Annotated in this window: 20 protein-coding genes; 14 read left to right on the top strand and 6 right to left on the bottom strand. The window is 68.8% G+C overall.

Annotated features, from left to right (window positions below; genetic code table 11):
* Positions 1-11 precede the first annotated feature (11 nt).
* From K5L49_RS18600 to melA, 3 genes are all read right to left on the bottom strand, one after another.
* Positions 12-1328: an ABC transporter substrate-binding protein gene (locus K5L49_RS18600; RefSeq protein ID WP_223695023.1), complete on the bottom strand. Its 1317-nt coding sequence runs from the start codon at positions 1326-1328 to the stop codon at positions 12-14.
* Positions 1329-1362: 34 nt separating this feature from the next.
* Positions 1363-2259: an SIS domain-containing protein gene (locus tag K5L49_RS18595; RefSeq protein ID WP_308116568.1), complete on the bottom strand. Its 897-nt coding sequence runs from the start codon at positions 2257-2259 to the stop codon at positions 1363-1365.
* Positions 2260-2426: 167 nt separating this feature from the next.
* Positions 2427-3743: an alpha-galactosidase gene (gene melA / locus K5L49_RS18590; RefSeq protein WP_223695022.1), complete on the bottom strand. Its 1317-nt coding sequence runs from the start codon at positions 3741-3743 to the stop codon at positions 2427-2429.
* A gap of 100 nt (positions 3744-3843) precedes the next feature.
* Between melA and K5L49_RS18585 the strand changes: the two genes are divergently transcribed.
* Positions 3844-4671 carry a DeoR/GlpR family DNA-binding transcription regulator gene (locus K5L49_RS18585; protein WP_223695021.1) on the top strand — a complete coding sequence of 276 codons (828 nt, stop codon included), beginning with the start codon at positions 3844-3846 and terminating at the stop codon, positions 4669-4671.
* A gap of 13 nt (positions 4672-4684) precedes the next feature.
* On the opposite strand, the gene msrA is transcribed toward K5L49_RS18585, so the two are convergent.
* Both msrA and msrB read right to left on the bottom strand, forming a co-directional pair.
* On the bottom strand, positions 4685-5200 hold the full coding sequence (gene msrA / locus K5L49_RS18580; protein WP_223695020.1) for a peptide-methionine (S)-S-oxide reductase MsrA: 516 nt from the start codon (positions 5198-5200) through the stop codon (positions 4685-4687).
* Complete coding sequence (msrB, locus tag K5L49_RS18575) at positions 5197-5658, bottom strand: peptide-methionine (R)-S-oxide reductase MsrB (protein WP_223695019.1); 462 nt, start codon at positions 5656-5658, stop codon at positions 5197-5199. The genes msrA and msrB overlap by 4 nt, the downstream gene beginning before the upstream one ends.
* 128 nt (positions 5659-5786) lie before the next feature.
* Between msrB and K5L49_RS18570 the strand changes: the two genes are divergently transcribed.
* From K5L49_RS18570 to K5L49_RS18535, 8 genes are all read left to right on the top strand, one after another.
* Entirely contained in the window at positions 5787-7184 is a 1398-nt protein-coding gene (locus K5L49_RS18570; protein ID WP_223695018.1) for a hypothetical protein, read from the top strand.
* Between the two features lie 80 nt (positions 7185-7264).
* Complete coding sequence (locus tag K5L49_RS18565; RefSeq protein WP_223695017.1) at positions 7265-8260, top strand: SDR family oxidoreductase; 996 nt, start codon at positions 7265-7267, stop codon at positions 8258-8260.
* 273 nt (positions 8261-8533) lie between these two features.
* Positions 8534-9715: an ROK family transcriptional regulator gene (locus K5L49_RS18560; RefSeq protein ID WP_223695016.1), complete on the top strand. Its 1182-nt coding sequence runs from the start codon at positions 8534-8536 to the stop codon at positions 9713-9715.
* Between the two features lie 103 nt (positions 9716-9818).
* Positions 9819-11156, top strand: a complete 1338-nt coding sequence (locus K5L49_RS18555) for an ABC transporter substrate-binding protein (protein ID WP_223695015.1) — start codon at positions 9819-9821, stop codon at positions 11154-11156.
* Positions 11157-11158: 2 nt separating this feature from the next.
* Positions 11159-12136 (top strand): carbohydrate ABC transporter permease, encoded by a 978-nt coding sequence (locus K5L49_RS18550; protein WP_223695336.1) that lies wholly within the window; start codon positions 11159-11161, stop codon positions 12134-12136.
* The gene (locus K5L49_RS18545; RefSeq protein ID WP_223695014.1) at positions 12133-13038 is read left to right on the top strand and encodes a carbohydrate ABC transporter permease; all 906 of its coding nucleotides are present in this window, start codon (positions 12133-12135) and stop codon (positions 13036-13038) included. The genes K5L49_RS18550 and K5L49_RS18545 overlap by 4 nt, the downstream gene beginning before the upstream one ends.
* 3 nt (positions 13039-13041) lie before the next feature.
* Positions 13042-14313: a 6-phospho-beta-glucosidase gene (locus K5L49_RS20595; protein ID WP_223695013.1), complete on the top strand. Its 1272-nt coding sequence runs from the start codon at positions 13042-13044 to the stop codon at positions 14311-14313.
* Positions 14301-15311 carry an N-acetylglucosamine kinase gene (locus K5L49_RS18535; protein ID WP_223695012.1) on the top strand — a complete coding sequence of 337 codons (1011 nt, stop codon included), beginning with the start codon at positions 14301-14303 and terminating at the stop codon, positions 15309-15311. The genes K5L49_RS20595 and K5L49_RS18535 overlap by 13 nt, the downstream gene beginning before the upstream one ends.
* A 126-nt stretch (positions 15312-15437) precedes the next feature.
* Here K5L49_RS18535 and K5L49_RS18530 read toward each other — a convergent pair whose 3' ends face one another.
* Positions 15438-16190 (bottom strand): gamma-glutamyl-gamma-aminobutyrate hydrolase family protein, encoded by a 753-nt coding sequence (locus tag K5L49_RS18530; protein ID WP_223695011.1) that lies wholly within the window; start codon positions 16188-16190, stop codon positions 15438-15440.
* 178 nt (positions 16191-16368) lie between these two features.
* On the opposite strand from K5L49_RS18530, the gene K5L49_RS20295 reads away from it, so the two are divergent.
* The 5 genes from K5L49_RS20295 (at position 16369) to K5L49_RS18505 (ending at position 22629) form a co-directional block, all read left to right on the top strand.
* The gene (locus K5L49_RS20295) at positions 16369-18396 is read left to right on the top strand and encodes a TPM domain-containing protein (protein ID WP_263298905.1); all 2028 of its coding nucleotides are present in this window, start codon (positions 16369-16371) and stop codon (positions 18394-18396) included.
* 34 nt (positions 18397-18430) lie between these two features.
* The gene (locus K5L49_RS18520) at positions 18431-19207 is read left to right on the top strand and encodes a PspA/IM30 family protein (protein ID WP_223695010.1); all 777 of its coding nucleotides are present in this window, start codon (positions 18431-18433) and stop codon (positions 19205-19207) included.
* Positions 19208-19373: 166 nt separating this feature from the next.
* Positions 19374-20297, top strand: a complete 924-nt coding sequence (locus tag K5L49_RS18515; RefSeq protein WP_223695009.1) for an arginase family protein — start codon at positions 19374-19376, stop codon at positions 20295-20297.
* A gap of 22 nt (positions 20298-20319) precedes the next feature.
* Positions 20320-21105: a crotonase/enoyl-CoA hydratase family protein gene (locus K5L49_RS18510; protein WP_223695008.1), complete on the top strand. Its 786-nt coding sequence runs from the start codon at positions 20320-20322 to the stop codon at positions 21103-21105.
* A 75-nt stretch (positions 21106-21180) separates the two neighbouring features.
* Positions 21181-22629 carry a dihydrolipoyl dehydrogenase family protein gene (locus K5L49_RS18505; protein WP_223695007.1) on the top strand — a complete coding sequence of 483 codons (1449 nt, stop codon included), beginning with the start codon at positions 21181-21183 and terminating at the stop codon, positions 22627-22629.

The raw sequence follows: 22629 nt of genomic DNA, 5'->3' as shown, positions 1-22629 counted from the left end.
CTCGCCCACCCCTACTTGGTCATCTCGGCGTCGGCGGTCTTCGCCGCCTGCTCGAGTGCGGCTTTCGGCTCCCCCTGCCCCTGCAGCACCGACGAGATCGCCTTCCCGATCGCGACGGACAGGGAGGCGTAGCCCTTCGTCGTCGGCCGTGTCTGCTTGACGTTCTTCGAGTTCGCGACGAAGACGTCGTATCCCGGGTACTGCTTCGCCTCCTGCGCCACCGCGTCGGACGACGCTTCCGACGTCCGGAGCGGAAGGTTGCCGATCGCGACATTGAACCGTTCGTCCTGTTCGGCCGAGGTCAGCCACTGGGCGAACTGGGTCGCCCAGTACGCACGGTTCTTGTCCTTGTGGTCGAACAGCGCCCAGATGTCCGGGCCCGACACGGTCTGGTGGTCGCCGTTCGTGCCGGGAAGCTGCACCACGCCGTAGCTCGTCCCGCCGGTCTTCAGATCGGAGAGCTGCCACGGTCCCGAGGTGATCATCCCGATCCGGTTGCTGACGAACAGCTGACCGAACTTGGTGTCGGTCTGATCGAGGTACACGCTCTTGTCGTCGACGGCCATCGACCGCAGGAAGGAGAGCGCACTGTCACCCTCGGGCGAGGCGAACTCCGCCGTCTTTCCGTTCTCCGACTGGATCGCGCCGCCGTTCTGCCACAGGTGCGGCCAGAACTGCCAGGTCGTCTCCTCGCTGCCGGAGACGGAGTATCCGTACCCGTAGATGTGGTTGGCCGAGTCCGTCAGCTTCTTCGCCGCCTGACGGAAGTCATCCCAGGTCCAGTCGGCCGTCGGATAGGCGAGCCCCGCCTTGTCGAACAGCGTCTTGTTGTAGAGCAGACCGATGTTGTCGACCACGGCCGGGAATCCGATCACTTTGGTGCCGGTCGGCTGGGCGGTTCCGCGGGCGGCCGCGGTGAACTCGTCCCACTTCACCTCCGGCTTCTTCACCTCGCTCGAGATGTCGAGCGTGCGACCGGACGCCTCCAGCTGTCCCGCCCAGGATCCGAACGCGTATGACATGTCGGGGTATTGGTTGCCGGCGAACCCGGCGGAGAGCTTCTGCAGCAGCTGGTCGGTCGAGGATGCGCCCGGTGACAGGTTCACCGTGACGTTGGGATGCGCCTTCTCGAACTCTTTCGCCAGGCCCTCGATCACCTTCTCGGCGGCATCGGACTGCCCGGACCAGACCTGGATCTGCACCGCGGCCTTGGTGTCGAGGGTCGTGGCCCCCTGGGAGCCACTGCAGCCGGCCAGGGTGGTCACCGCCAGGGCGGCGGACAGGACGACGGACGTGCGAAGCGCCCGTCTGCGGAGTGGAGTGGTCATCGTTGGTTCCTCTCTCGGTGCGGCTGGGCTCGGGTCAGCTGAGGACGATCGAGCGGGTCAGGTTGCGCGGGCGGTCGGGGTCGAGCCCGCGCTGTTCGGCGATCGCAACGGCCAGGCGTTGTGCGAGGACGAGTTCGACCAGGGGGTCGTGCGTTCCGGCGATCACGCTGGCGCCGGTGGCCTCGATGTCGCCGATCAGCCCGGCATCCGCCTCAGCGAAGATCCACACGAGGGAACGGGTGTCGGCCACCGCGAGCGGGCCGTGCCGGTAGTCCAGCTGCGGGTACGATTCGGCCCAGGCCTGGGCGGCTTCACGGATCTTGAGCGCGGCTTCCTGGGCGAGCCCGTATGTCCATCCGCTGCCCAAGTAGACGAAGTGGGTGAATGCCGCGACGTCGATTCCGACCGGGGCGTCGAGAGCGGCCTCGGCCTGGGCGGGCAGGCCGCTCACGTCTTCACCGAGAGCCGCACGGGCCAGCACGAGGAACGTCGTCGGGAACCGGGTTTGCACGACCGACTCTTCGTCGGCGAAGTCGAGCAGCAGCACGTCGTCCGCACGCTCGGCAACCGGCGAGTCGGCGACGCCGGTCACCGCGATGACCCGCACCCCCTCCGGCAGCGCTTCCAGGGCCGCGACGACCTCGGTGGTGGTGCCGGAACGACTGAGCGCGATGACCGCGTCGTAGCCTCGCCACGGCCACGGCTCCGACGCGTACGCCGCATCGGTCTCGCCGAGCCCGGCACGCTCCCGCAAGACCGCGAACGACTCCGCGAGGTAGGCGGAGGTTCCGCAGCCGATCACGAGCACCCGCGCACCGGGCAGAGCGAGGAGCTCCCTCGCCCGCTCGGTCGAGCCGGCGAGGGCTCGGGCCCATGTGGCGGGCTGGCTGTCGATCTCGCGGGCGGTCAGCGTGCGGGCGATCAGTGTCACGGGAGTTCCTGTCGGTCGGATGGGCCGTGCGCACTGCGCCCGGCGTTGGACTCATCATTGGTGTGCAATGAGCGTTTGACAACAAAATTGTCGATTTCGCTCATTTGTTGTGATTGTTTGTTACAGCGACATCGATACGACATCTATCGACTGCGGGCCGACGACCGTCAGCTACGGCCCGGCTCCAGCAGGCCGCCGAGCGCAATCGGGAGCAGCGCGGCGTGCGCACGGGTGAGCTCGTCGCAGAGCGCCCAGATCTGTTCCGGGGTGAGCGAGGAGCTCGCATTCGGGTCGAGCAGCACAGCCCGTCGCACCAGCTCGGGGTCGCCTGTTCGCGCGGCCTCGACCGTGAGCGCGGCCACGGACAGGTAGGTGCGGTTGAGCGCAGCCCCGGCCGAAGGGACGTCCCCGAACGGCAGTGGATGCACGCCGTCGGCGTCCACGATGCTCGGTACCTCGACCACTGCCCCCTCGGGCAGGTTGTCGATGAGGCCGCGGTTCACGACGTTCGCGTGAATGATCCGCTCGGTTCCGGTGAGGATCGAGTGGATGACCTGCGGCGCGTACTCGGCGGCGCCCTCCTCCAGCTCCAACGGCTCGCCGGCGGCCAGCGCGGCTTTGGCGCGCTCGAACTCGGCGACGTTCTCCTCCGAGATGCCGAGGTATTCGAGCGGGCGCAGGCGGAACTCCGCGATCTGTTCCTCGGACCGGAGGAACCAGGAGAGGTATTCGGAGGAATGCTCGCTAGTCTCGGTCGGGTAGAACCCGATGCGCCGGAATATCTCCGCCCTCACCCGGCGCAGCAGCTCCGGATCCCGGTCGATCTTCTCGCGCAGGAGGGGATAGAGGTCCTTGCCTTCGCGCGACCATTCGGTGAGCCAGGCCTGGTGGTTCACTCCCCCCGCCCGGTAGTGGGTGCCCTCCATCGGCACACCGATCAGCTCGCACAGGTCGTGCACCGTCCAGTAGACGCTGTGGCAGAGGCCGATGGTTTTGAGCTCGGGTGCGACGACCGACATCCACCAGACGTTCATCGCCATCGGGTTCGTGTAGTTCAGGAACCAGGCGTCCGGGCAGAGTTCCTTCATATCGGCGGCGATGCCGCTCAGGACGGGGAACGTGCGCAGGGCACGGAATACGCCTCCGACACCGGTCGTGTCGCCGATGGTCTGTCGCAGGCCCGCCGCCGCCGGGATCTCCAGATCTTTGCGGGTGGCGTCGATGCCGCCCACCTGGATCATGTCGATCACGAATCGGGCGCCGCGGAGCGCTTCGCGGCGGTCGAGCGTCGCCACGATCTCCGCCGTGCGGCCGAAGCGCGCCGCCACCTGTTCGGCTGTGCCCCGCGCCACCTCGAGCCGCTCGGCGTCGATGTCGTGGAGCACGATCCGGAGGGTGGGCAGGTCGTCGAAACGGAAGAGGTCGGCGAGCAACTGTCGGGTGAAGACGACGCTTCCCGCGCCGAGGAATACGATCTGAGACATGGGGAGATCATCTGACGCTCTTCGTATTTCGCGCAATAGAATGAGCGAAATGACGCAAAAGTGATCATAATCAATGATCGATTCATCGAAAGGACCGACGATGGTTGCTCCCGCGACGGAGACCCTCCTCGCCCACGTCACCTCCGGTCGACGCGCGAAACGGATGGTCGCCATCCTCGATCTCGTGTCCGAGCGCGGCAGCATCAGCCTCGCCGAGCTGTCCGAAACGCTCACGATCTCCGCCGCGACCGCCCGCCGCGACCTCTCCGATCTCGCCGCGCAGAACCTGCTGCTACGCACCCACGGCGGCGCCTCTGCCGTGGATCGCGGCCGCGAGCTTCCCGTCGCGCTGCGCGACACCCGGTTTCAGGCGGCGAAGCGCGCCATCGCGCGAGAGATGGTCGAGCGTCTCCCCGCCGAACGGTACGTCATCGCGCTCTGCGGCGGCACCACGACGGCCGGCGTCGCCCGAGAGTTGGCCTCTCATCGCGACATCGCCGTCGTCACGAACTCCCTCACCATCGCCGGGCTGCTCGCCGCCTTCCCCGGGGTGCGCGTCGTCATGACCGGCGGGTTCCTCCGACCCCAATCACTCGAACTGGTGGGCGCACTCGCCGAGAGCACCTTCAACTCCGTGAACGTCGGAACGGCCATCCTCGGCGCCGACGGCATCACCGCGGCCGAGGGTGTCACCACGCACGACGAGACCGAGGCAAGAACCAATCACGCGATGGTCGCCAAAGCCCAGCGCGCCGTCGTCGTGGCCGACGGGTCAAAGATCGGCCGCGTCGCGCTCGCCCAATGCGCACCCCTCGACGAGATCGGGATGCTCATCACCGATAGCACTGCGGATGCCGACGAACTGCAGCGCATCCGGGCCGCCGGTGTCGAGGTCGTCGTCGTCGAGGTCGGCGCGCGCCCGAACTGACGGGGAACGACGCCTAGCTGGTCACCTCGGCGCGCCGGGGCAGCTTCCACCCCGGGCGCACGTAGTGGCAGGTGTACCCGGCCGGGTAGCGCTCCAGGTAGTCCTGGTGCTCCGGCTCCGCCTCCCAGAACGCTCCGGCAGGCGCCACCTCGGTCACGACCGGGCCCGGCCAGAGCCCCGAGGCGTCGACATCGGCGATGGTGTCTTCCGCCACACGCTTCTGCTCGTCGTTCTCGTAGAAGATCGCCGAGCGATAGCTGGTGCCGACATCGTTGCCCTGCCGGTTCTTCGTGCTCGGATCGTGGATCTGGAAGAAGAACTCGAGCAGGTCGCGGTAGCTGATCTGCTCCGGGTCGAAGACGATCTCAATCGCCTCGGCATGGGTGCCGTGGTTGCGGTAGGTGGCGTTCGGCACGTCGCCGCCGGAGTATCCGACGCGGGTGTCGAGCACGCCCGGCCGCTTGCGGATGAGGTCTTGCACCCCCCAGAAGCAGCCGCCGGCCAGGATCGCCTTCTCGGTGGTGGTCATCGTGTCGTCTCCTCAGTGTCGAACAATTGACGGTACTCCCCGTAGCCGGCCGTTTCGAGGTCGGCGAGCGGGATGAACCGGAGTGCGGCCGAGTTGATGCAATAGCGCAGCCCGCCGGCCTCGGCCGGGCCGTCGGTGAACAGGTGCCCCAGGTGGCTGTCGCCATGCGAGGAACGCACCTCCACCCGGGGCATCCCCCAGCTGCGGTCCTTCTTCTCGATGATGTTCGCTTTGTCGATCGGCGCGGTGAAACTCGGCCACCCCGACCGGCTGTCGTACTTGTCGACCGAGGCGAACAGCGGCTCGCCCGAGACGATGTCCACGTAGATCCCCGCCTCCTCGGCGTTCCAGAACTCGTTGCGGAAGGCCGGCTCGGTCGCCGCCTCCTGGGTCACGGCGAACTGCTGCGGCGTCAACTGCGACACCGCTTCGGTCGTCTTCTGATATTCGGTTGACACGTGTCCTCCTGACGGATCTGCACCGCTGGCTGCGGAGCCTTCACAGGGATGAAACGTGTTCGACCGGCATTAAGTTCCGCGGTCGCCTGCACACTTGCTGACAACGCGCGGGCGACGATAATCGCCCTGTGACCCCTTCCGATCGCACCCTCCGCATCCGAACCGAGCTGGACGAGCTGGTGCGCGCCGGGGCGCGGCTCACCGGAACGGCCGCGCACGACGAGCTCATCGACCGGGTGGCCGCCCAGTGGACCGCCCTGGGAATGGAGGTGCGGCGCGACGCACACGAGTTCACCCGCTGGGACGAGCCGGAGAACACCGCGCTGACCGTCGACGGCCAACCCGTTCCGATCGCGTCGGTCGTGCCGTACTCGGGCACCACCGGGGTCGATGGCGTGAGCGGGCGTCTGGTGAGGCTGCGCGGCCCGCTCCCCCGATGGAAACGGGCCACCGGCGCCATCGCCGTCGTCGAGGTCGTCGATCGCACGATCGACGCGCGGCACTTCATCGGCAGCTGGGATCGCGCCCGCCCGTGGGGAGGGATGCGCAACCCGCTCATCCCCACGACTCTCGCCTCGCTCGGCCTGCGTCGCGCGAGGACGGCCGGGGTCGCTGCGGTCGTCTTCGCCTGGCGGGGGCTGAGCGACGACGAGGCCGCCGAGCAGTACATCCCGTTCACGCTGCCGTACCAGGACCTCCCCGCGGTCTTCGTCTCCGGCGCCGCCGCGCGGACGGTCCTCGACGGCGGCGAGGCGACCCTGACCCTGCCGGCGGAGCTCGTGCCGGGGGTGCAGACCGAGACGATCTGGGCTGTCGTGGCCGGGACCGTGTCGGCCCACGAATCGGTGTTGGCCGTGAGCCACAGCGACGGGACGAACGCGGTGGAGGAGAACGGGCATCTCGGCCTGACCGAGATCGCCCGCGACCTGCTGCAGAATCCGCCGCGGCGCACGACGGTCCTGGTGCTCACCAGCGGTCATCTGCGCATCCCGGCCGTCAGTCGGCACGGGCAGGCGACGAGCGGGTGGCTCGAGACGCATTTCCCGCTCTGGCGCGATGGAACCCACGCCGTCGGCGCACTCGCCATCGAGCATCTCGGAGCGCGGGACCCGGCGAGCGGGGCGACGATACCCGAGCTGCTCTATGCCGACACCGCCGAGCTGGCCGAGCTGGTCAGGCAGGAGTGGCCGGACGCCGACGGCAGCACGGTGCGGGTTTCCCGGCCGAGCGCGCTCATCCACTTCGGCGAAGGCGAGCCGATGCACGAGCGGCGGATCCCGACGGTCGCACTCGTCACAGCCCCCGACTACCTGCTGGTGCGCCAGCATCCGGGGCTGGGCGACATCGTGGACCCGGCGCTCGCCGAACGCCAGATCGACGCGTTCCGGCGGCTGAGACGGAGACTGGACGAGCTCCCCGCCGGCGACCTCGGTATCGTGCCCCGTGCGAACGCCGCCGCCAAGGCCGCTGCTCTCACCGCCGTCGTCGGATCGTTCGCGGCCTCCACGCTGCGACCCGTCCGCTAGAGCGGACGATCTCGGACTGCCGAACGGGCCCCTCCGCTCGCTACGCTGAGAACCCGCGGGGACGATCGAAGGAGCTTGGGATGGCAGCGACACGCACACTCTTCATCGGCGGCACGGGGGTCATCAGCTCGGCGTGCGTCGACCGCGCGCTGCAGCAGGGCCACGAGGTGACCGTGATCAACCGCGGAACCTCGACCACCCGCCCGCTGCCGCCCGAGGTCGAGGTGCTCCACGCCGATATCCGTGACCCGGAGAGCGTGCACGCGGTGCTCGGCGAGCGCAGCTTCGATGTCGCGGCCGAGTTCCTCGCCTTCACGCCCGAGCACATCCGCACCGATCTCGGCCTCTTCGAGGGCCGCGTCGGACAGTACGTCTTCATCAGCTCCGCCTCCGCTTACCAGACACCGCCGTCCCGGCTGCCCGTGACCGAGTCGACCCCGCTTCGCAACCCCTTCTGGCAGTACTCCCGCGACAAGATCGCCTGCGAGGACCTCCTCGTCGAGGCCTACCGGGAACGCGGCTTCCCGGTGACGATCGTTCGCCCCTCCCACACCTACGACCGCACGCTGATCCCCACGAGCGGCGGTTGGACAGACCTCGACAGGATGCGTCGCGGCGCACCGGTCATCGTGCACGGCGACGGCTCCAGCCTCTGGACGATCACCCACAACACCGACTTCGCTGTCGCGTTCGTGGGCTTGCTCGGCCGCCCGGAGGCCGTCGGCGAGGCGTTCCACGTCACCTCCGACGAGTCCCCCACCTGGGACCAGATCTACTGCTATCTGGCCGAAGGGCTCGGCGTCGAGGCCGACCTCGTGCACATCGCCTCCGAGTCCATCGCCGCCATCGTGCCCGACCTCGGACCGGGCCTGCTCGGCGACAAAGCCCACTCGATGATCTTCGACAACACCAAGGTCAAGGCGCTCGTCCCCGAGTTCCAGGCCCGGGTTCCGTTCGCGCACGGTGCCGGGGAGATCGTGGAGTGGTTCCTGGCCGATCCGTCGCGCCAGCGGGTCGATCGCGACCTCGACGCCGCCTTCGACCACCTCGCCGACCGGGCACGCACGTTCGGTTGAGCGCCTTCGGTTGAGCGCCTGCGCCTGAGCGGCGACGGCTGAGCGGCGCCGAACCTGCCCGATCGGCGGCCGCCCGTCCCGCTTGAGGTCGACCCGTCGACCCGTGTCGACACTCAGTTCGCTCCGTCGTGCCCGTTCTCGCTCCGTCGTGAGCAGCGCCGAGCACGCCTCCGACGACGCCGAAAGTGCGACCAAGAAACACAGGCTTTACTATTAAGAAACTTTCCTGATACATTCGGGCAGCAGGATCGTTCCAACGAAGGGATGCGCGATATGGTGCCGAAACCGGTTCCGGGAACCCCCTCCTGGCTGCGTGAGACCAATGACCGCACCGCCCTCTCCCTGCTGCTCGAACACGGGGTCCTCACCCGCTCGCGGATCGGCGAGCTCTCCGGCCTCTCGAAACCGACCGCCGCCCAGATGGTCTCCCGCCTCGAGAACGCCGGACTGATCCACGCGGTCGGCGAAGTCTCCGGCGGCCGCGGCCCCAACGCCGCCAGCTACGCCGTGCGCACCGACCGGATGCTCGGTGTCGCCATCGACATCGACTATCACGAGATGCGTTCGACGGTGGTCGACGCGAGCGGCCACGAGCATCCCATCGCCACGACCCCGCTGGCCCGCACGGCCCGCGATCGCTCCCCCGCCGCCGATGTGCGCTCGGCGATCGACGCCGCCTGCGAGGCGGCGGGCATCGCCACCGCGACCGTCTCGGCGGTCTGCATCGGCGTGCAGGGAGCGCTCGACCCGCGCACCGACGAACTGAGCTTCATCGAGACGCTTCCCGGCTGGCCGAAGAAGGGCATCCGCAAGCATCTCGAAGACGCCCTCGGCCTCTCGGTGCACATCGACAACGACGTGAACCTCGCCGCCATCGCCGAACGCACCGACGGTGCGGGGCGCGACACGGGCGGTTTCGCCCTGCTCTGGATGGGTGACGGCCTCGGCCTCTCGGTCGACCAGGGCGGCTCCGTCCACCGTGGGGCGTCCGGGGGCGCGGGCGAGATCGGCTACCTGCCGATCCCGCGCAACGCCGCCGAACTCGACCCCGCAGCCGACGACCTGCAAGATCTCATCGGCGGTCCGACCGTCGCCCGCCTGGCCCGCGGGCTCGGGATGCGCGGCCGCGGATACGCAGCGCTGATCGACGCCGTGCCGACAGCGCCCGAACGGGAGGCCCTGCTCGCCGAGCTGGCCCCTCGGGTCGCCGTCGGCGTCATCCCCGTCCTCGCGCTCCTCGACCCGGAGCTCGTCGTGCTCGGCGGCCCGACCGGCAGCGCGGGCGGCGAACGCCTGGCCGAGCTCGTCGGCGAGCAGCTGCGCAAAGCGTGGGGCTCGTCGAAGGTCGTCACCACCGGTGTTCCCGTGCATCCCGTGCTACGGGGCGCCCGCGAACATCTGCTCACCGAAGTGCGCACCGCGCTCTTCGCCGAAGTGTCCAGGATCTCCGCCTAGCGGGCATCCTGCACGGCTCCACCAGAACCATCCCGGCACCACAGTTTTTCGTCTCCCCTAGCCAACAGCACCATCACGCATCGGAATCAGTGAGGAACCCACCGTGAAACACCGCCCCCATCGCATCATCACCGCTGTCGCGCTCACCGCGGCCGCGGCCCTGACCCTCGCCGGCTGTTCCGGCGGAGGCAGCGGCGCCACATTCGAGTCGACCACCCCCAAGGAGCTCTCCGGCACCGTCTCGTTCTGGCACTTCTTCTCCGACCGCGAGGCCGGCGTCGTGCAGTCGGTCGTCGACGACTTCGAGAAGAAGTACCCGAAGGTCACGGTGCAGGTGCACTCGGGCCAAGACGACGAGAAGCTGCAGAAGGCCATCGCCACCGGCAGCAAGGTCGACGTCGGACTGTCGTACTCCACCGACATCGTGGGCAACTTCTGCTCCAATGGCGCGTTCCGCAGCCTCAACAAGGTCATCGACCGCGACGGCGTCGACATGAGCCAGTTCTCGCCGACGGTGAAGTCGTACACCGAGTTCAAGGGCACCCGCTGCGCGATGCCGATGCTCGCCGACGTCTACGGCCTGTACTTCAACAAAGATCTGTTGAAGGCGGCCGGCTTCACCGCGCCGCCGAAGACGCTCTCCGAGCTGGAGTCGATGGCCGACAAGCTCACCACCTACAACGCCGACGGCTCCATCAAGACCCTCGGCTTCAACCCCACGATGGGCTGGTACGAGAACGCGGCATCCCACTACGGCCCCGCCGCGGGCGCCGACTGGCTGAAAGCCGACGGCACGAGCGCGATCAGCTCCAGCCCCGGCTGGAGCGAGCTCATGACCTGGCAGAAGGCCTACGTCGACAAGATCGGCTGGGACAAGCTGAACAAGTTCACCTCGGGGCTCGGTCAGGAGTTTTCGGCCGGCAATGCCTTCCAGACCGGCCAGGTGGCGATGAACCTGGACGGCGAGTACCGCACCGCCTTCATCGCCGACCAGGCCAAGAAGCTGAACTACGGCACCGCGCCCTTCCCGACGGCGGACGACCACACCGAGTTGTACGGCGGCGGCTACCTGACCGGTAACATCATCGGCATCTCGAAGGGCTCGCAGCACCCGGAGCTCGCCTGGGCGCTGCTCAAATACCTGACGACCGACACGGATGCGGTGGTCAAGCTGGCCAACGGCCTCAAGAATGTGCCGACGACGGCCGACGCGCTCACGTCTCCGAAGCTCGAGGTCTCTGACCAGTACCGCACCTTCCTCGACATCGCCACGAACAAGAACGTCGCCACGACCCCGGCCAGCCCGCTCGGCGCCGGCTACCAGCAGTCGTTCCAGGACTTCTGGAACAAGTACCAGAGCCAGGGCGTTGACCTCCAGGCCGGCCTGAAGAGCGTCGACAAGCAGATCAACGACGCGCTCGCCCTCACCACCGGTCCGTGACGATGACGAGCACTGCTGTACGCGAGGGGCGGGCGGTCGCCGTCCGCCCCTCGCGGGCCCGCACCAGACGGAAGCTGGTGACGCTGGCGCTGCTGGCGCCGGCCCTCCTCGGCCTCGCGATCTTCTTCGTCTACCCGCTGATCGCCTCCGTCTACTACTCCTTCACCCGGTTCGACCTCGTGTCCGCACCGCAGTGGATCGGCCTCCGCAACTACGAGTACCTGTTCACCCAAGACCCGAATGTGTGGAACGCGACCCTCAACACGCTGTGGTTCGTGGTCATCTGGGTGCCGGTGAAGATCGTCTTCGCCCTGCTGGTGGCAGGGCTGCTCACCCGGGCGAAGACCGCATCCGGTTTCTGGCGCACCGTGTTCTACCTGCCCGCGCTCGTGCCACCCGTTGCCAGCGTCGTGGCGTTCGTCTTCCTGTTCAACCCGGGCACCGGGCCGGTGAACCAGATCCTGAAGTTCTTCGGCATCCAGGGTCCGCTCTGGTTCAACGACCCCGCCTGGTCGAAGCCGTCACTGGTGCTGCTGGGCGTCTGGGTCATGGGCGACATCATGATCATCTTCCTCGCCGCCCTGCTCGATGTGTCGAAGGAACAGTACGAGGCAGCATCGCTCGACGGCGCCAACGGAGTGCAGAAGGCGCGGTACGTGACCCTGCCGAGCATCGCGCCCGTGCTGCTGTTCTCGGTCGTCACCGGTGTGATCGCGGCGATCCAATACTTCACCGAGGCGGCCGTCGCCTCCGGGGTCGCCAGCGGCAAAGCGGTCATCGGCGAAGGCATCAGCAACAATCTCGGCTACCCCGACGGCTCGCTGCTCACCTACACGCAATGGCTGTACGTGCGCGGCTTCGGCACCTACCAGCTCGGCTACGCCTCTGCCCTGGCCGTGCTGCTCTTCGTCGTGGCCGCTGTGATCCTCATCCTCCTGCTCCGCCGCTTCAAGGCGTTCACCCCGGAAGGCGCACAATGACCTCCGCCACCCTCGCGCCCGAGCAAGCGGCGCCCCCGGCCCTGCCGAAGCGCCGCATCCCCAGCCCGCGCTCGGTGCGCACCCGGCGCATCCTCGCCTGGATCGCCGAGCATGCCGTGCTCATCGTGCTGGCCATCCTGTTCATCGCGCCGATCGTCTTCGTGTTCCTCACCTCGGTCATGTCGAGCGAGCAAACGCTCACCGCCTCGCTATGGCCCCAGCCGTTCGCCTGGGACAACTACGTCAAGGTGTTCACGACGGTTCCGCTGCTGCAGTGGTTCGGCAACTCGGCGATCTACGCGATCCTCGCGACGCTGTTCATGCTGATCTCCAGCGTGCCGGCGGCCTACGCCCTCGCCAAGATCAAGTTCCGCGGCGCGAACGTGCTCTTCACCGTGATCATCATCGCGATGCTGCTGCCCCCGCAGGTCACAGCCATACCGATCTACGTGATGTGGTCGCAACTGAACCTCACCGGAACGCTGTGGCCGCTCATCCTGCCGAACCTGCTCGGCGACGCGTTCTCGATCTTCCTGCTGCGCCAATTCTTCCTGACCATCCCGAGCGAGTACGCGGATGCTGCACGCATCGACGGCAACGGCGAATTCGGTGTGCTCTGGCGGGTCGTGCTCCCCATGGCCAAACCCGGCATCGCGGCAACGGCCATCTTCATGTTCTTCAACTCGTGGAACGACTACTACGGCCCCCTGCTCTACACCTCGGAGAACCCGTCGTCATGGCCTGTCGCATACGGCCTCGCGTCGTTCCGCGGCGTGCACGGCACCGATTGGGGGCTGACCATGGCGATGACCATGCTCGTCACCATCCCCGTGGTCCTCATCTTCTTCTTCGCCCAACGCGTATTCGTCGAGGGCATCACACTCACAGGCGTGAAAGGCTGATCAGTGAAACTTGCTGTTGTCGGTGGAGGCTCCACCTACACTCCCGAACTCATCGACGGGTTCGCCCGGATGCGAGACGTTCTCCCCATCGAAGAGCTGTGGCTCGTCGACACCGACCCGGAGCGACTGCGCCTGGTCGGCGGGATGAGCGAGCGGATGTTCCGCGCCGCCGGGCACACCGGCCGCATCGTGCCGACCGGCGACCTGGTGGCCGGCGTCGCGGATGCCGACGCCGTGCTCATCCAGCTGCGGGTGGGCGGCCAGGCCGCCCGTCACGGCGACGAGACGTTCCCGCACGAGTGCGGCTGCATCGGCCAGGAGACCACGGGACCGGGCGGATTCGCCAAGGCGTTGCGCACCGTTCCGGTCGTCCTCCGAGTGGCCGAGACCGTGCGCAAGCACGCGAAGCCGGACGCGTGGATCGTCGACTTCACGAACCCGGTCGGCATCGTCACGCGCGCACTGCTGCAGGAGGGTCACCGCGCGGTCGGGCTCTGCAATGTGGCCATCGGCTTCCAGCGCCGCTTCGCCAACCTCCTCGGCGTCGACCACACGGCCATCACGCTCGGCCACGTCGGCCTCAACCACCTCACCTGGGAGCGGGCGGCCTACGTGACGGATGCGGACGGAACGCGCGACGCGCTGCCCGCCCTCATCGACACCCGCCTCGGCGAGCTCGCCGACGAGATCGAGCTGCCGCCCTCGCTCATCACGATGCTCGGCAATGTGCCCTCGTACTACCTGCGCTATTACTACGCACACGACCAGGTGCTCCGTGAACAGCTCGGCTCACCCACCCGTGCCCAGGCTGTGCAGGAGGTGGAGCACGCGCTGCTCGAGCTCTACGCCGACCCCGCCGTCGACACCAAGCCAGACGCGCTCGCCAAGCGCGGTGGCGCCTTCTACTCGGAGGCCGCCGTCGACCTGATCGCTTCGCTCCGCAGCGACCGCGGCGACACCCAGGTCGTGAACCTGCGCAACAACGGTTCGCTGCCGTTCCTGCCGGACGATCATGTGATCGAGGTTCCCGCGGTCGTCGGCGCCTCCGGTGTCACGGCGCTGCCGATCGAACCGGTCGCCGACGACATCCGGGGATTGATCTCCCACGTCGCCGGCTACGAGCGGCTCGCCCTCGACGCCGCCGTGCACGGTGGGCGCGAGCGCGTCCTCCGCGCGATGATGGCGCATCCCCTCGTCGGGCAGTTCGACCGGGCCGAGAAGCTCACCGATCTGCTGATCGCGGGCAACCGCGAGCACCTCGCGTGGGCGAAGTGACCGCCGACGGCCATCGCCCGATCGTGATAGCGGTCGACGGCGGCGGCTCCAAGACCGATGCGGTGGCGCTCGACCTCGACGGCTCCGTCGTGGCGAGCGCCCGCGGCACCACCTCCAGCCCGCACATCATCGGCATGGGCGAGGCGGCCAGGCTGATCGACGACCTGATCGCCGAGATCCTGCGGCAGACCGGCGGCGCCCCGATCGCCCAGGCCAACATCTACCTCTCCGGCCTCGACCTGCCTGCCGAGGTCGCCGCGTTCCGGGCGGCAATCGCCGGGTACGCCTGGGCGGATGCGATCGTCGACAACGATCTGTTCGCCCTGCTGCGCGCCGGCACCGACGAGCCGGATGCGGTGGCGGTCGTCTGCGGCACCGGCATCAACTGCGTCGGTGTCCGTAGTGACGGCGCGGTCGTGCGCTATCCCTCGCTCGGCATGATCTCAGGCGATTGGGGTGGCGGCTGGCACCTCGGCGAGCAGGCCCTCTGGCACGCCGCGCGCGCGGTCGACGGGCGCGGGCAGGAGACGACGCTCGCGTTCGCCATCCCCGCGGTCTTCGGCCTCGACTCGATCCAGGCCGTGATCGAAGCGTTGCACTTCGGCTCGCTCCCGAACTCGGACCTCGCCCGGATCAGCCCGGCCGTCTTCGACGCCGCGCGGGCCGGGGATGCGGTGGCCGGCTCGCTCGTCGACCGCCAGGCCGACGAGATCGTCGCCTTCGCCGCCACCACACTGCGCCGCCTCGAGCTCCTCGGCCGACGCGTGCCGGTCGTGCTCGGCGGCGGCGTGATCGGCGCGCGCGACGAACGGCTGCTCGCCGGGATCGAACGGGAGCTGGCCCGCCGCGCGCCGCTGGCTCACATCGAGCTCGTCACCGCCGCGCCGATCCTCGGTGCCGGTCTGCTCGCGCTCGAGGGGGCCGCGGCCGGCCAATCCGCCCTCGACAGCGCCCGCAGCAGCCTCGCCTCCCGCCGCTCCGCCCTCACCCTCCGCTGACTCAGCCGCTTTCCGCCCCACCCTCGCGCCAAACATTTGCCACAAATGTCGTCTCTGACTCCGTCAGGGGCGACATTTGTGGCAAATGATTCGGCGAAGAGTGAGGGGGTGGAGGGGGTGGGGGTGTTAGGCGGCGAACGAGAGGGGGGTGGCGACGCGGTCGAGGGAGGCGATGAGCGCCTCCAGCTGCCCCGCGGGGGCGCCCGGGTCTTCCGGATGCCACTGCACCGCCAACACCGGGGCGCTCTCGTGCTCGACCGCCTCGACATGTCCGTCCGGCGCACGCCCGGTGACCACGAGCCCCGCGCCCACCCGGTCGACCGCCTGGTGGTGCGCGCTCTGCACATCGACAGTAGCGCCGCCGAGGAGGCCGGCGACCAGGCTCCCGGCCGCGAGACGCACCGGATGCGTCGCCATGACCTCGCGCACCGGCACGCCGTGGTTCTTGTGGATGCTCTGCTCCCCCAGATGCTGGATGAGCGTCCCGCCCAGTGCCACGTTCACGATCTGCAGACCCCGGCAGATGCCGAGAAGCGGTGTCTCTCGGGCGATCGCCCGGCGGGCTAGCGCGATCTGGGCGGCGTCGGCGGCTTCGAGGTGCCGGCTCTCGCCGTCATACCCGGCGATGCCGCCGTAGAAGGCGGGCGCGATGTCTTCGCCGCCCATCAGGAGAATGGCGTCGGCGTCCTCGGTGCGCGCGAGAAGCGCATCCTCGCCCTGGTCGGCGGCGAGCCGGATGACCGCCCAACCCTGACGCTCCGCCTCGGCGATGGCCGCACCGACGAGAACCTGCACATAGTCGTGGTAGGCCCGGTCGTGTCCACGGAACCGGATGACCTCGACGACGGCGAGCGACCGTGACGGGTGCTGACCGCTCATCGGGTCTCCTCTCTTCGTGCGGGCCTCCCCCATTCTCGACGGCCGCTCCGGCCCGGCGCATCCCACGCGTAACAGGATGAAACAGATCTTTTCTTCAGCTGCTTCCCAGACTCTGGCGCCGCAGAACGTCGCCCCAATAGACTCTGCACAGTACGAGTGGACTCGAGAGAGTGAGCGGATGCGCGGAGCACGAATTCTGGGTGGGGTGCTGCTGGCCATCGGGCTTGTCGCGGGCACGGCGACGGTTGCGAGCGCACAGAGCCCCGTCGACCTCGGCAGCGGACATGTAGTCGACCAGGCCGGAGTCGTCGGCACTGACGGCATGAAGTCGATCGAGAAAGCATCGAAGCAGCTCTCGCGAGACCACAACATCGACCTCTACGTCGTCTACGTCGACCGGTTCACGAATCCGACGGATGCGGCCGACTGGGCGAACCAGACGGCGGCCAACAACAATCTCGGTCCGACGCAGTATCTGCTCGCCGTCGCGACGGACGGGCGCGCCTTCTACCTCTCCGGCGACTCGGAGGGGCCGGTCAGCGACACCAAACTCGGTCAGATCGAGACCAACGACATCGCCCCCAAGCTGAAAGCCGGCGATTGGACAGGCGCCGCGCTGGCGGCCGCCACCGGTCTCGGCGACGCCACAGGCGGTGGCGGCAGCGGTGGTCTGATCTGGTTCATCGTGATCGCCCTCGTCGTGATCGCCGCCGTGATCTTCTTCCTCGTCCGCAGCCGGTCGAAGAAGAAAGCGGCGGCCGGCCGGCCGACCACGCCGCAGAGCGAATTGCAGGCGCTGCCGATCAAAGACCTCGAGAGGCGCGCCGGGTCGGCCCTGGTGCAGACCGACGACGCCGTGCGCACCAGCGAGGAGGAGCTCGGCTTCGCCACCGCCCAATACGGGGCGGAGTCGGTCGTCCCGTTCCAGGCCGCCCTCGACGCGGCGAAGGCGCAGCTCGGCGACGCGTTCAAACTCAAGCAGAAGCTCGACGACTCCGAACCGGACACCGAGCAGGAGACGCGCGACTGGAACGTGCAGATCGTGCTGCTGTGCGGTGCCGCCAATGAAGCGCTCGACAAGCAGGCGGCGGCGTTCGACGAGCTGCGGTCGCTCGAGAAGCGTATTCCCCAGGCGACGGCCGAGGTGCAGACCGCCGCGGATGCCGTCCAGGCGAGGATCGCCTCCTCCACGGCCGCCCTCGCCTCCCTGTCGGAGCGTTACACCGATGCTTCGCTCGCCACAGTGCACGACAACATCACCCAGGCCGCCGAACGGCTCGCCTTCGTCTCCACCGCTCTCACCGCCGCGAAGCAGAACAGCGATGCCGGCGAGTCGAGCGCCGCCGCGGTCGGGGTTCGGGCGGCCGAGGAGTCGGTCGACCAGGCGACACTGCTCCTGGATGCGGTCGACCGGCTCGGCAGCGACCTCGGCACCACGCAGCAGACCATCGACTCCACCATCGCCGAGCTGGAGAGCGATCTCGCCGAGGCGCGTTCACTCGCGGCCGCCGACGACCCGCAGGGCGCCATCGGCGCCGCGGTCGCCGGCACCGAGCAGACCCTCGGCGATGTGAAGAGCAAGATGGCCGCCGGCAAGGTCAACCCGCTCGAGATCGCGCAGCGGCTGGAGGCCGCCAATCAGAGCATCGATGGCGTGCTGCAGGGGGTTCGGGATGCGCGCCAGCAGGCCCAGCGCGCGGTCGCCTCGCTGCAGCAGACCCTGCTGTCGGCGAAGAGCCGGGTCTCCGCCTGTGAAGACTTCATCACGGCCCGACGCGGCGCCGTCGGGCCGGAGGCACGCACCCGGCTCGCCGAGGCCGGCCGTCTCGTGGTGCAGGCCGAGGCCGCAGCGGCCGGCGACCCGGTCACGGCGCTCGCGCAGGCCCAACGCGCCGACCAGCTCGCAGACGAGGCGACCCGGCTCGCCCAGCAGGACGTCGGCGGCTTCCAGACGACCGACCCCGGACTCGGCGGCCTCTTCGGTGGCGGCGGAACCGGTGGTGGGGGCGGCAACGGGGCGATGGGCGCCATCCTCGGCGGCATCCTGATCAACTCGGTGCTCAGCGGCGGTGGGCGGTCCTCCGGGGGCGGCGGCCGGGCCGGCGGAAGCCGGCCGGGTGGCAGCAGCGGCGGTAGCGGCGGCTTCAGCCCTGGAAGCTTCGGCGGAGGCGGCACCCGCTCCCGTCGCGGAGGTGGACGGTTCTAGGCCTCGTGGGGGGCCACAAGCGAAAGGAAGCACCATGACCAAACAGTCGATTTTCGGCCGGATCGCGCAGCTGATGAAGGCGAATGTCAACGCGCTCATCGATCAGGCGGAAGACCCCGAGAAGATGCTGGACCAGATGGTCCGCGACTTCACCAACAACATCGCGGACGCCGAAAGCGCGATCGCAGAGACCATCGGCAACCTCCGGCTGCTCGAAGACGATCACCGCGAAGATGTCGAAGCCGCCTCCGAGTGGGGCCAGAAGGCGTTGGCCGCCAGCAAGCAGGCCGATACGTATCGTGCAAGCGGTGACGCCGCCGACGCCGACAAGTTCGACAACCTGGCCAAGGTGGCTCTCCAACGGCAGATCTCCTCCGAAAATGAGGCGAAGGCGGCCGAGCCGCAGATCGCCTCGCAGACCGAGATCGTCGACAAGCTCAAGTCCGGGCTGAACGGCATGAAGACCAAGCTCGAGCAGCTCAAGAGCAAGCGGTCCGAGCTGATCGCGCGGGCCAAGAGCGCGCAGGCCCAGTCACAGGTGATGGATGCGGTCAAGAGCGTCGACATCCTCGACCCCACGAGCGAGGTCGGTCGATTCGAAGACAAGATCCGGCGCGAGGAGGCGAAGGTGCGCGGAGCGTCCGAGCTCGCCGCCTCCAGCCTGGATGCCCAGTTCAATCAGCTCGACGACCTGGGTGAGATGACAGAGGTCGAGGCCCGGCTCGCCGCGCTCAAGACCGGCGGCGCCCCGGCCCAGCCGGCTGTGACCGCCGAGGCGACGCCCTCGGCTCCGTACACGCCGGGTCAGTAGACGTTCCCGGCGGCGGGGTGGCGGAGGTGGTCTCCGCTCCCCCGCCGCTTGCGTCTTGGCTGGGAATCGGCGAACGGCAGCCCTCGAAGAGGTTGGATGGCGATATGACGACAGAGACGCTGCGCGAAGCACCGCATCCTGGGCCGGCGATGAGCAGGAGTATCGGATGACCGGCGCCGCTTTCCTCGTCGTTCCGCAGTGGCAGGGCTCCGGCTCCTCCCGCGCCATGCGTTTGATAGACGGTGCCGAAGCCATCCGTGGCGACCTCCCCGCATCGGCCACGACGACGGTCGCGATTCCGGCTTCCGCGGGCGACTCTCTCGGAACGGGCGTGCACCGGTTCTCTGCGCTCGCCACCGTTCGCGACGCCGTTCTGGCCGAGCTGACCGTGCTCGACGAACCCGTCATCACCATCGGCGGCGACTGCGGTGCCGACCTCGCCAGCATCCAGCATGTGGTCGCCGGCCGCGAGCCCGGCAGCGTCGCACTCGTCTGGTTCGACGCCCACGCCGACCTCAACGACGTGGCCTCCTCCCCGTCGGGCGCGTTCCACGGCATGGTCGCGCGCGCCCTGCTCGGCGAGGGCCCGGAACAGCTCGCATCGACCGGGGCGGCCGTTCTGACTCCCGCACAGCTGGTGCTCGCAGGAACCCGTTCGCTCGACGACGGCGAGAGCGAGTACATCGAGAGCAACGGTGTGCGGCTCCTCGCCGCCGACACGTTCGCCGATCCCGCCGAACTGGTGGCGGCCGTCGAGTCGACCGGCGCCTCCGCGGTCTACCTGCACATCGATCTCGACGTGCTCGACCCGGCGACGATCGACGGTGTCGGCTCGCCCGAACCGTTCGGCGTGCAGCCGGAACTCTTGGTCGCCGCCGTTCGCGCGCTGCGCTCGCGGTTCGAGTTCGCCGGGGCCGGCATCACCGAGTTCGCGCCGGAATCGGTGGAGGCTGCGGAACAGGATATGCCCGTCATCCTGCGCATCCTCGGCTCGCTCACCGCGCCGCTGACCGCGCCGGAGGGCTCCTCCCCAACGGGCTCGGCACGTCATCTCTCCTCAGATCCACGCGCAACCGATGACGCGCTCTGAGGCCCGAGGTAGCTTGGGAGACATGACCGAACCCAAGATCGTCACCGAACGTCGCGGCCACATCCTGCTCATCGGCATCAACCGCCCCGAGAAGCGCAACGCCGCCGATTTCGAGCTGCTCAGCCTGCTGGCCGCGGCTTACGGCGAGCTGGAGCGCGACCCCGCGTTGCGCGTGGGTCTGGTGCACGCGATCGGCGAGCATTTCACCGCCGGTCTCGATCTCGCCGACCTCGGGCCGCGCATCGGGGCCGACGGGCTGACCTTCGCTCCCGAGGGCGGGATCAATCCGTGGCAGGTCTCGGGCGAGCAGCTCAGCAAGCCCGTCGTCATCGCGGTTCAGGGCCTGTGCCTGACCCTCGGCATCGAGCTCATCCTGGCCAGCGATGTCGCGGTCGCGGCACGCTCCACCCGGTTCGGGCAGATCGAGGTCACCCGTGGCATCCTTCCGTTCGGCGGCGCCACCCTGAGATTCCCCCGCGCGGTCGGCTGGGGCAACGCCATGCGGTGGATGCTCACCGGCGATCTCTTCGACGCCGCGGAGGCCTGGCGCATCGGGCTCGTGCAGGAGGTCGTCGACGACGGCGATCAGTTCGACCGGGCACTCGCCATCGCTCAGCGCATCGCCGCTCAGGCGCCGCTCGCCGTTCAGGCCACGCTCACCAACGCACGACGCGCGGTGCGCGATGGAGACGCCGCGGCCGAAGCGGGGTTGCAGCCGGCGCTCGTCCGCCTCGCCACCAGCGAAGATGCCCGGATCGGCATGCAGGCCTTCCTCGCCCGCGCGGAAGCCGAGTTTGTCGGCCGCTGACCGGCGGTCGCCGATCCCACGCACACGCACACGCCCACGACCCCGACCCCGACCCCGACCCCGACCGGAGTGAACATGATAAGCACCGAGTACGACGTCATCGTGATCGGCGCGGGAGCCGTCGGCGAGAATGTGGCCGATCGCGCCGTCCAAGGCGGCCTGCGCACCGTCATCGTCGAAGCGGAACTGGTCGGCGGCGAATGCTCGTATTGGGCGTGCATGCCGTCCAAGGCGCTGCTGCGCAGCGGGGCGCTGCTCCGCGCGGCCGAGCGGGTCGGCGGGGTCCGCGAGGCCATCACCGGCCCCCTCGACGTCGAGGCGGTGCTGACGCGGCGCGACGGCATGACGAGCAATTGGAAGGACGACGGCCAGGTCGCCTGGCTGAACGGCGCCGGCATCGATCTCGTGCGCGGTCACGGCGTGCTCACCGCCCCTCGCGAGGTCACCGTCACCGCCGACGACGGCACGGTCACCGTTCTCACGGCCACGCAGGCGGTCGCGGTCTGCACGGGCTCGGCTGCGCTGCTTCCCGACATCCCGGGACTGCGCGAAAGCCGCCCCTGGACGAGCCGCGACGCCACGAGCGTGCAGCGGGTGCCCCTCTCGCTGGCGATCCTCGGGGGCGGAGTGGTCGGCGTCGAGATGGCGACGGCGTACGCCGGTTTCGGCACAGATGTGCATCTGATCGCGCGCGGCGCACTCCTCGGCGGCAGCGAGCCGTTCGCCGGCGAGCTGGTGAACGACTCGCTGCGCGCGCTCGGCGTCACCGTGCATCTCGATGTCTCACCGACCGCAGTGGAGCGCACAGAGGGGAACGGTTTCCGGCTGCGTCTCGACGACGGCACCATCGTCGAATCGGACGAGCTCCTCGTCGCGACCGGCCGCATCCCGCACACCGGCGACCTCGGGCTCGAGCGGTTCGGCCTGGAAGGCGGGGCCTGGCTCCCGGTCGACGACAGCCTGCGGGTGCTGCGCGACAACGGCGAACCCGTCGAGGGCGGCTGGCTCTACGCCGTCGGCGACGTCAACCACCGGGCGCTGCTCACCCACCAGGGCAAGTACCAGGCGCGAGCGGCGGGCGACGCGATCGCCGCGCGAGCCGACGGCCGCGAGGTCTCCCTCGCTCCGTGGGGGGCTTTCGTCGCCACGGCCGACCATCGGGCGGTTCCCCAGGTGACGTTCACCGACCCCGAGGTCGCGTCGGTGGGGCTGACCGCCGCCGCGGCCGAGAAGGCCGGGCACCGCATCCGCGTCGTCGACTACGCCATCGGGCAGGTGGCCGGTGCGAGCGTCACCGCCGACAATTACACCGGTCAGGCGCGCATGGTCGTCGACGAAGATCGCGGAGTGCTGCTCGGCGTGACGTTCGTGGGCCAAGACGTCGCCGAGCTGCTGCACTCGGCCACCGTGGCGATCGTCGGCGAGGTGCCGATCGCCCGCCTCTGGCATGCGGTTCCCTCCTACCCCACGATCAGCGAAGTCTGGTTGCGTCTGCTCGAGACGTACGGCCGGCCGAAGGAGTAG

Origin of the sequence: Leifsonia poae (genome assembly GCF_020009625.1) — a bacterium.
Classification (GTDB): domain Bacteria; phylum Actinomycetota; class Actinomycetes; order Actinomycetales; family Microbacteriaceae; genus Leifsonia; species Leifsonia poae_A.
Note: the sequence above shows the minus strand (reverse complement) of the source record. Positions and strands in the feature narration are given on the sequence as shown.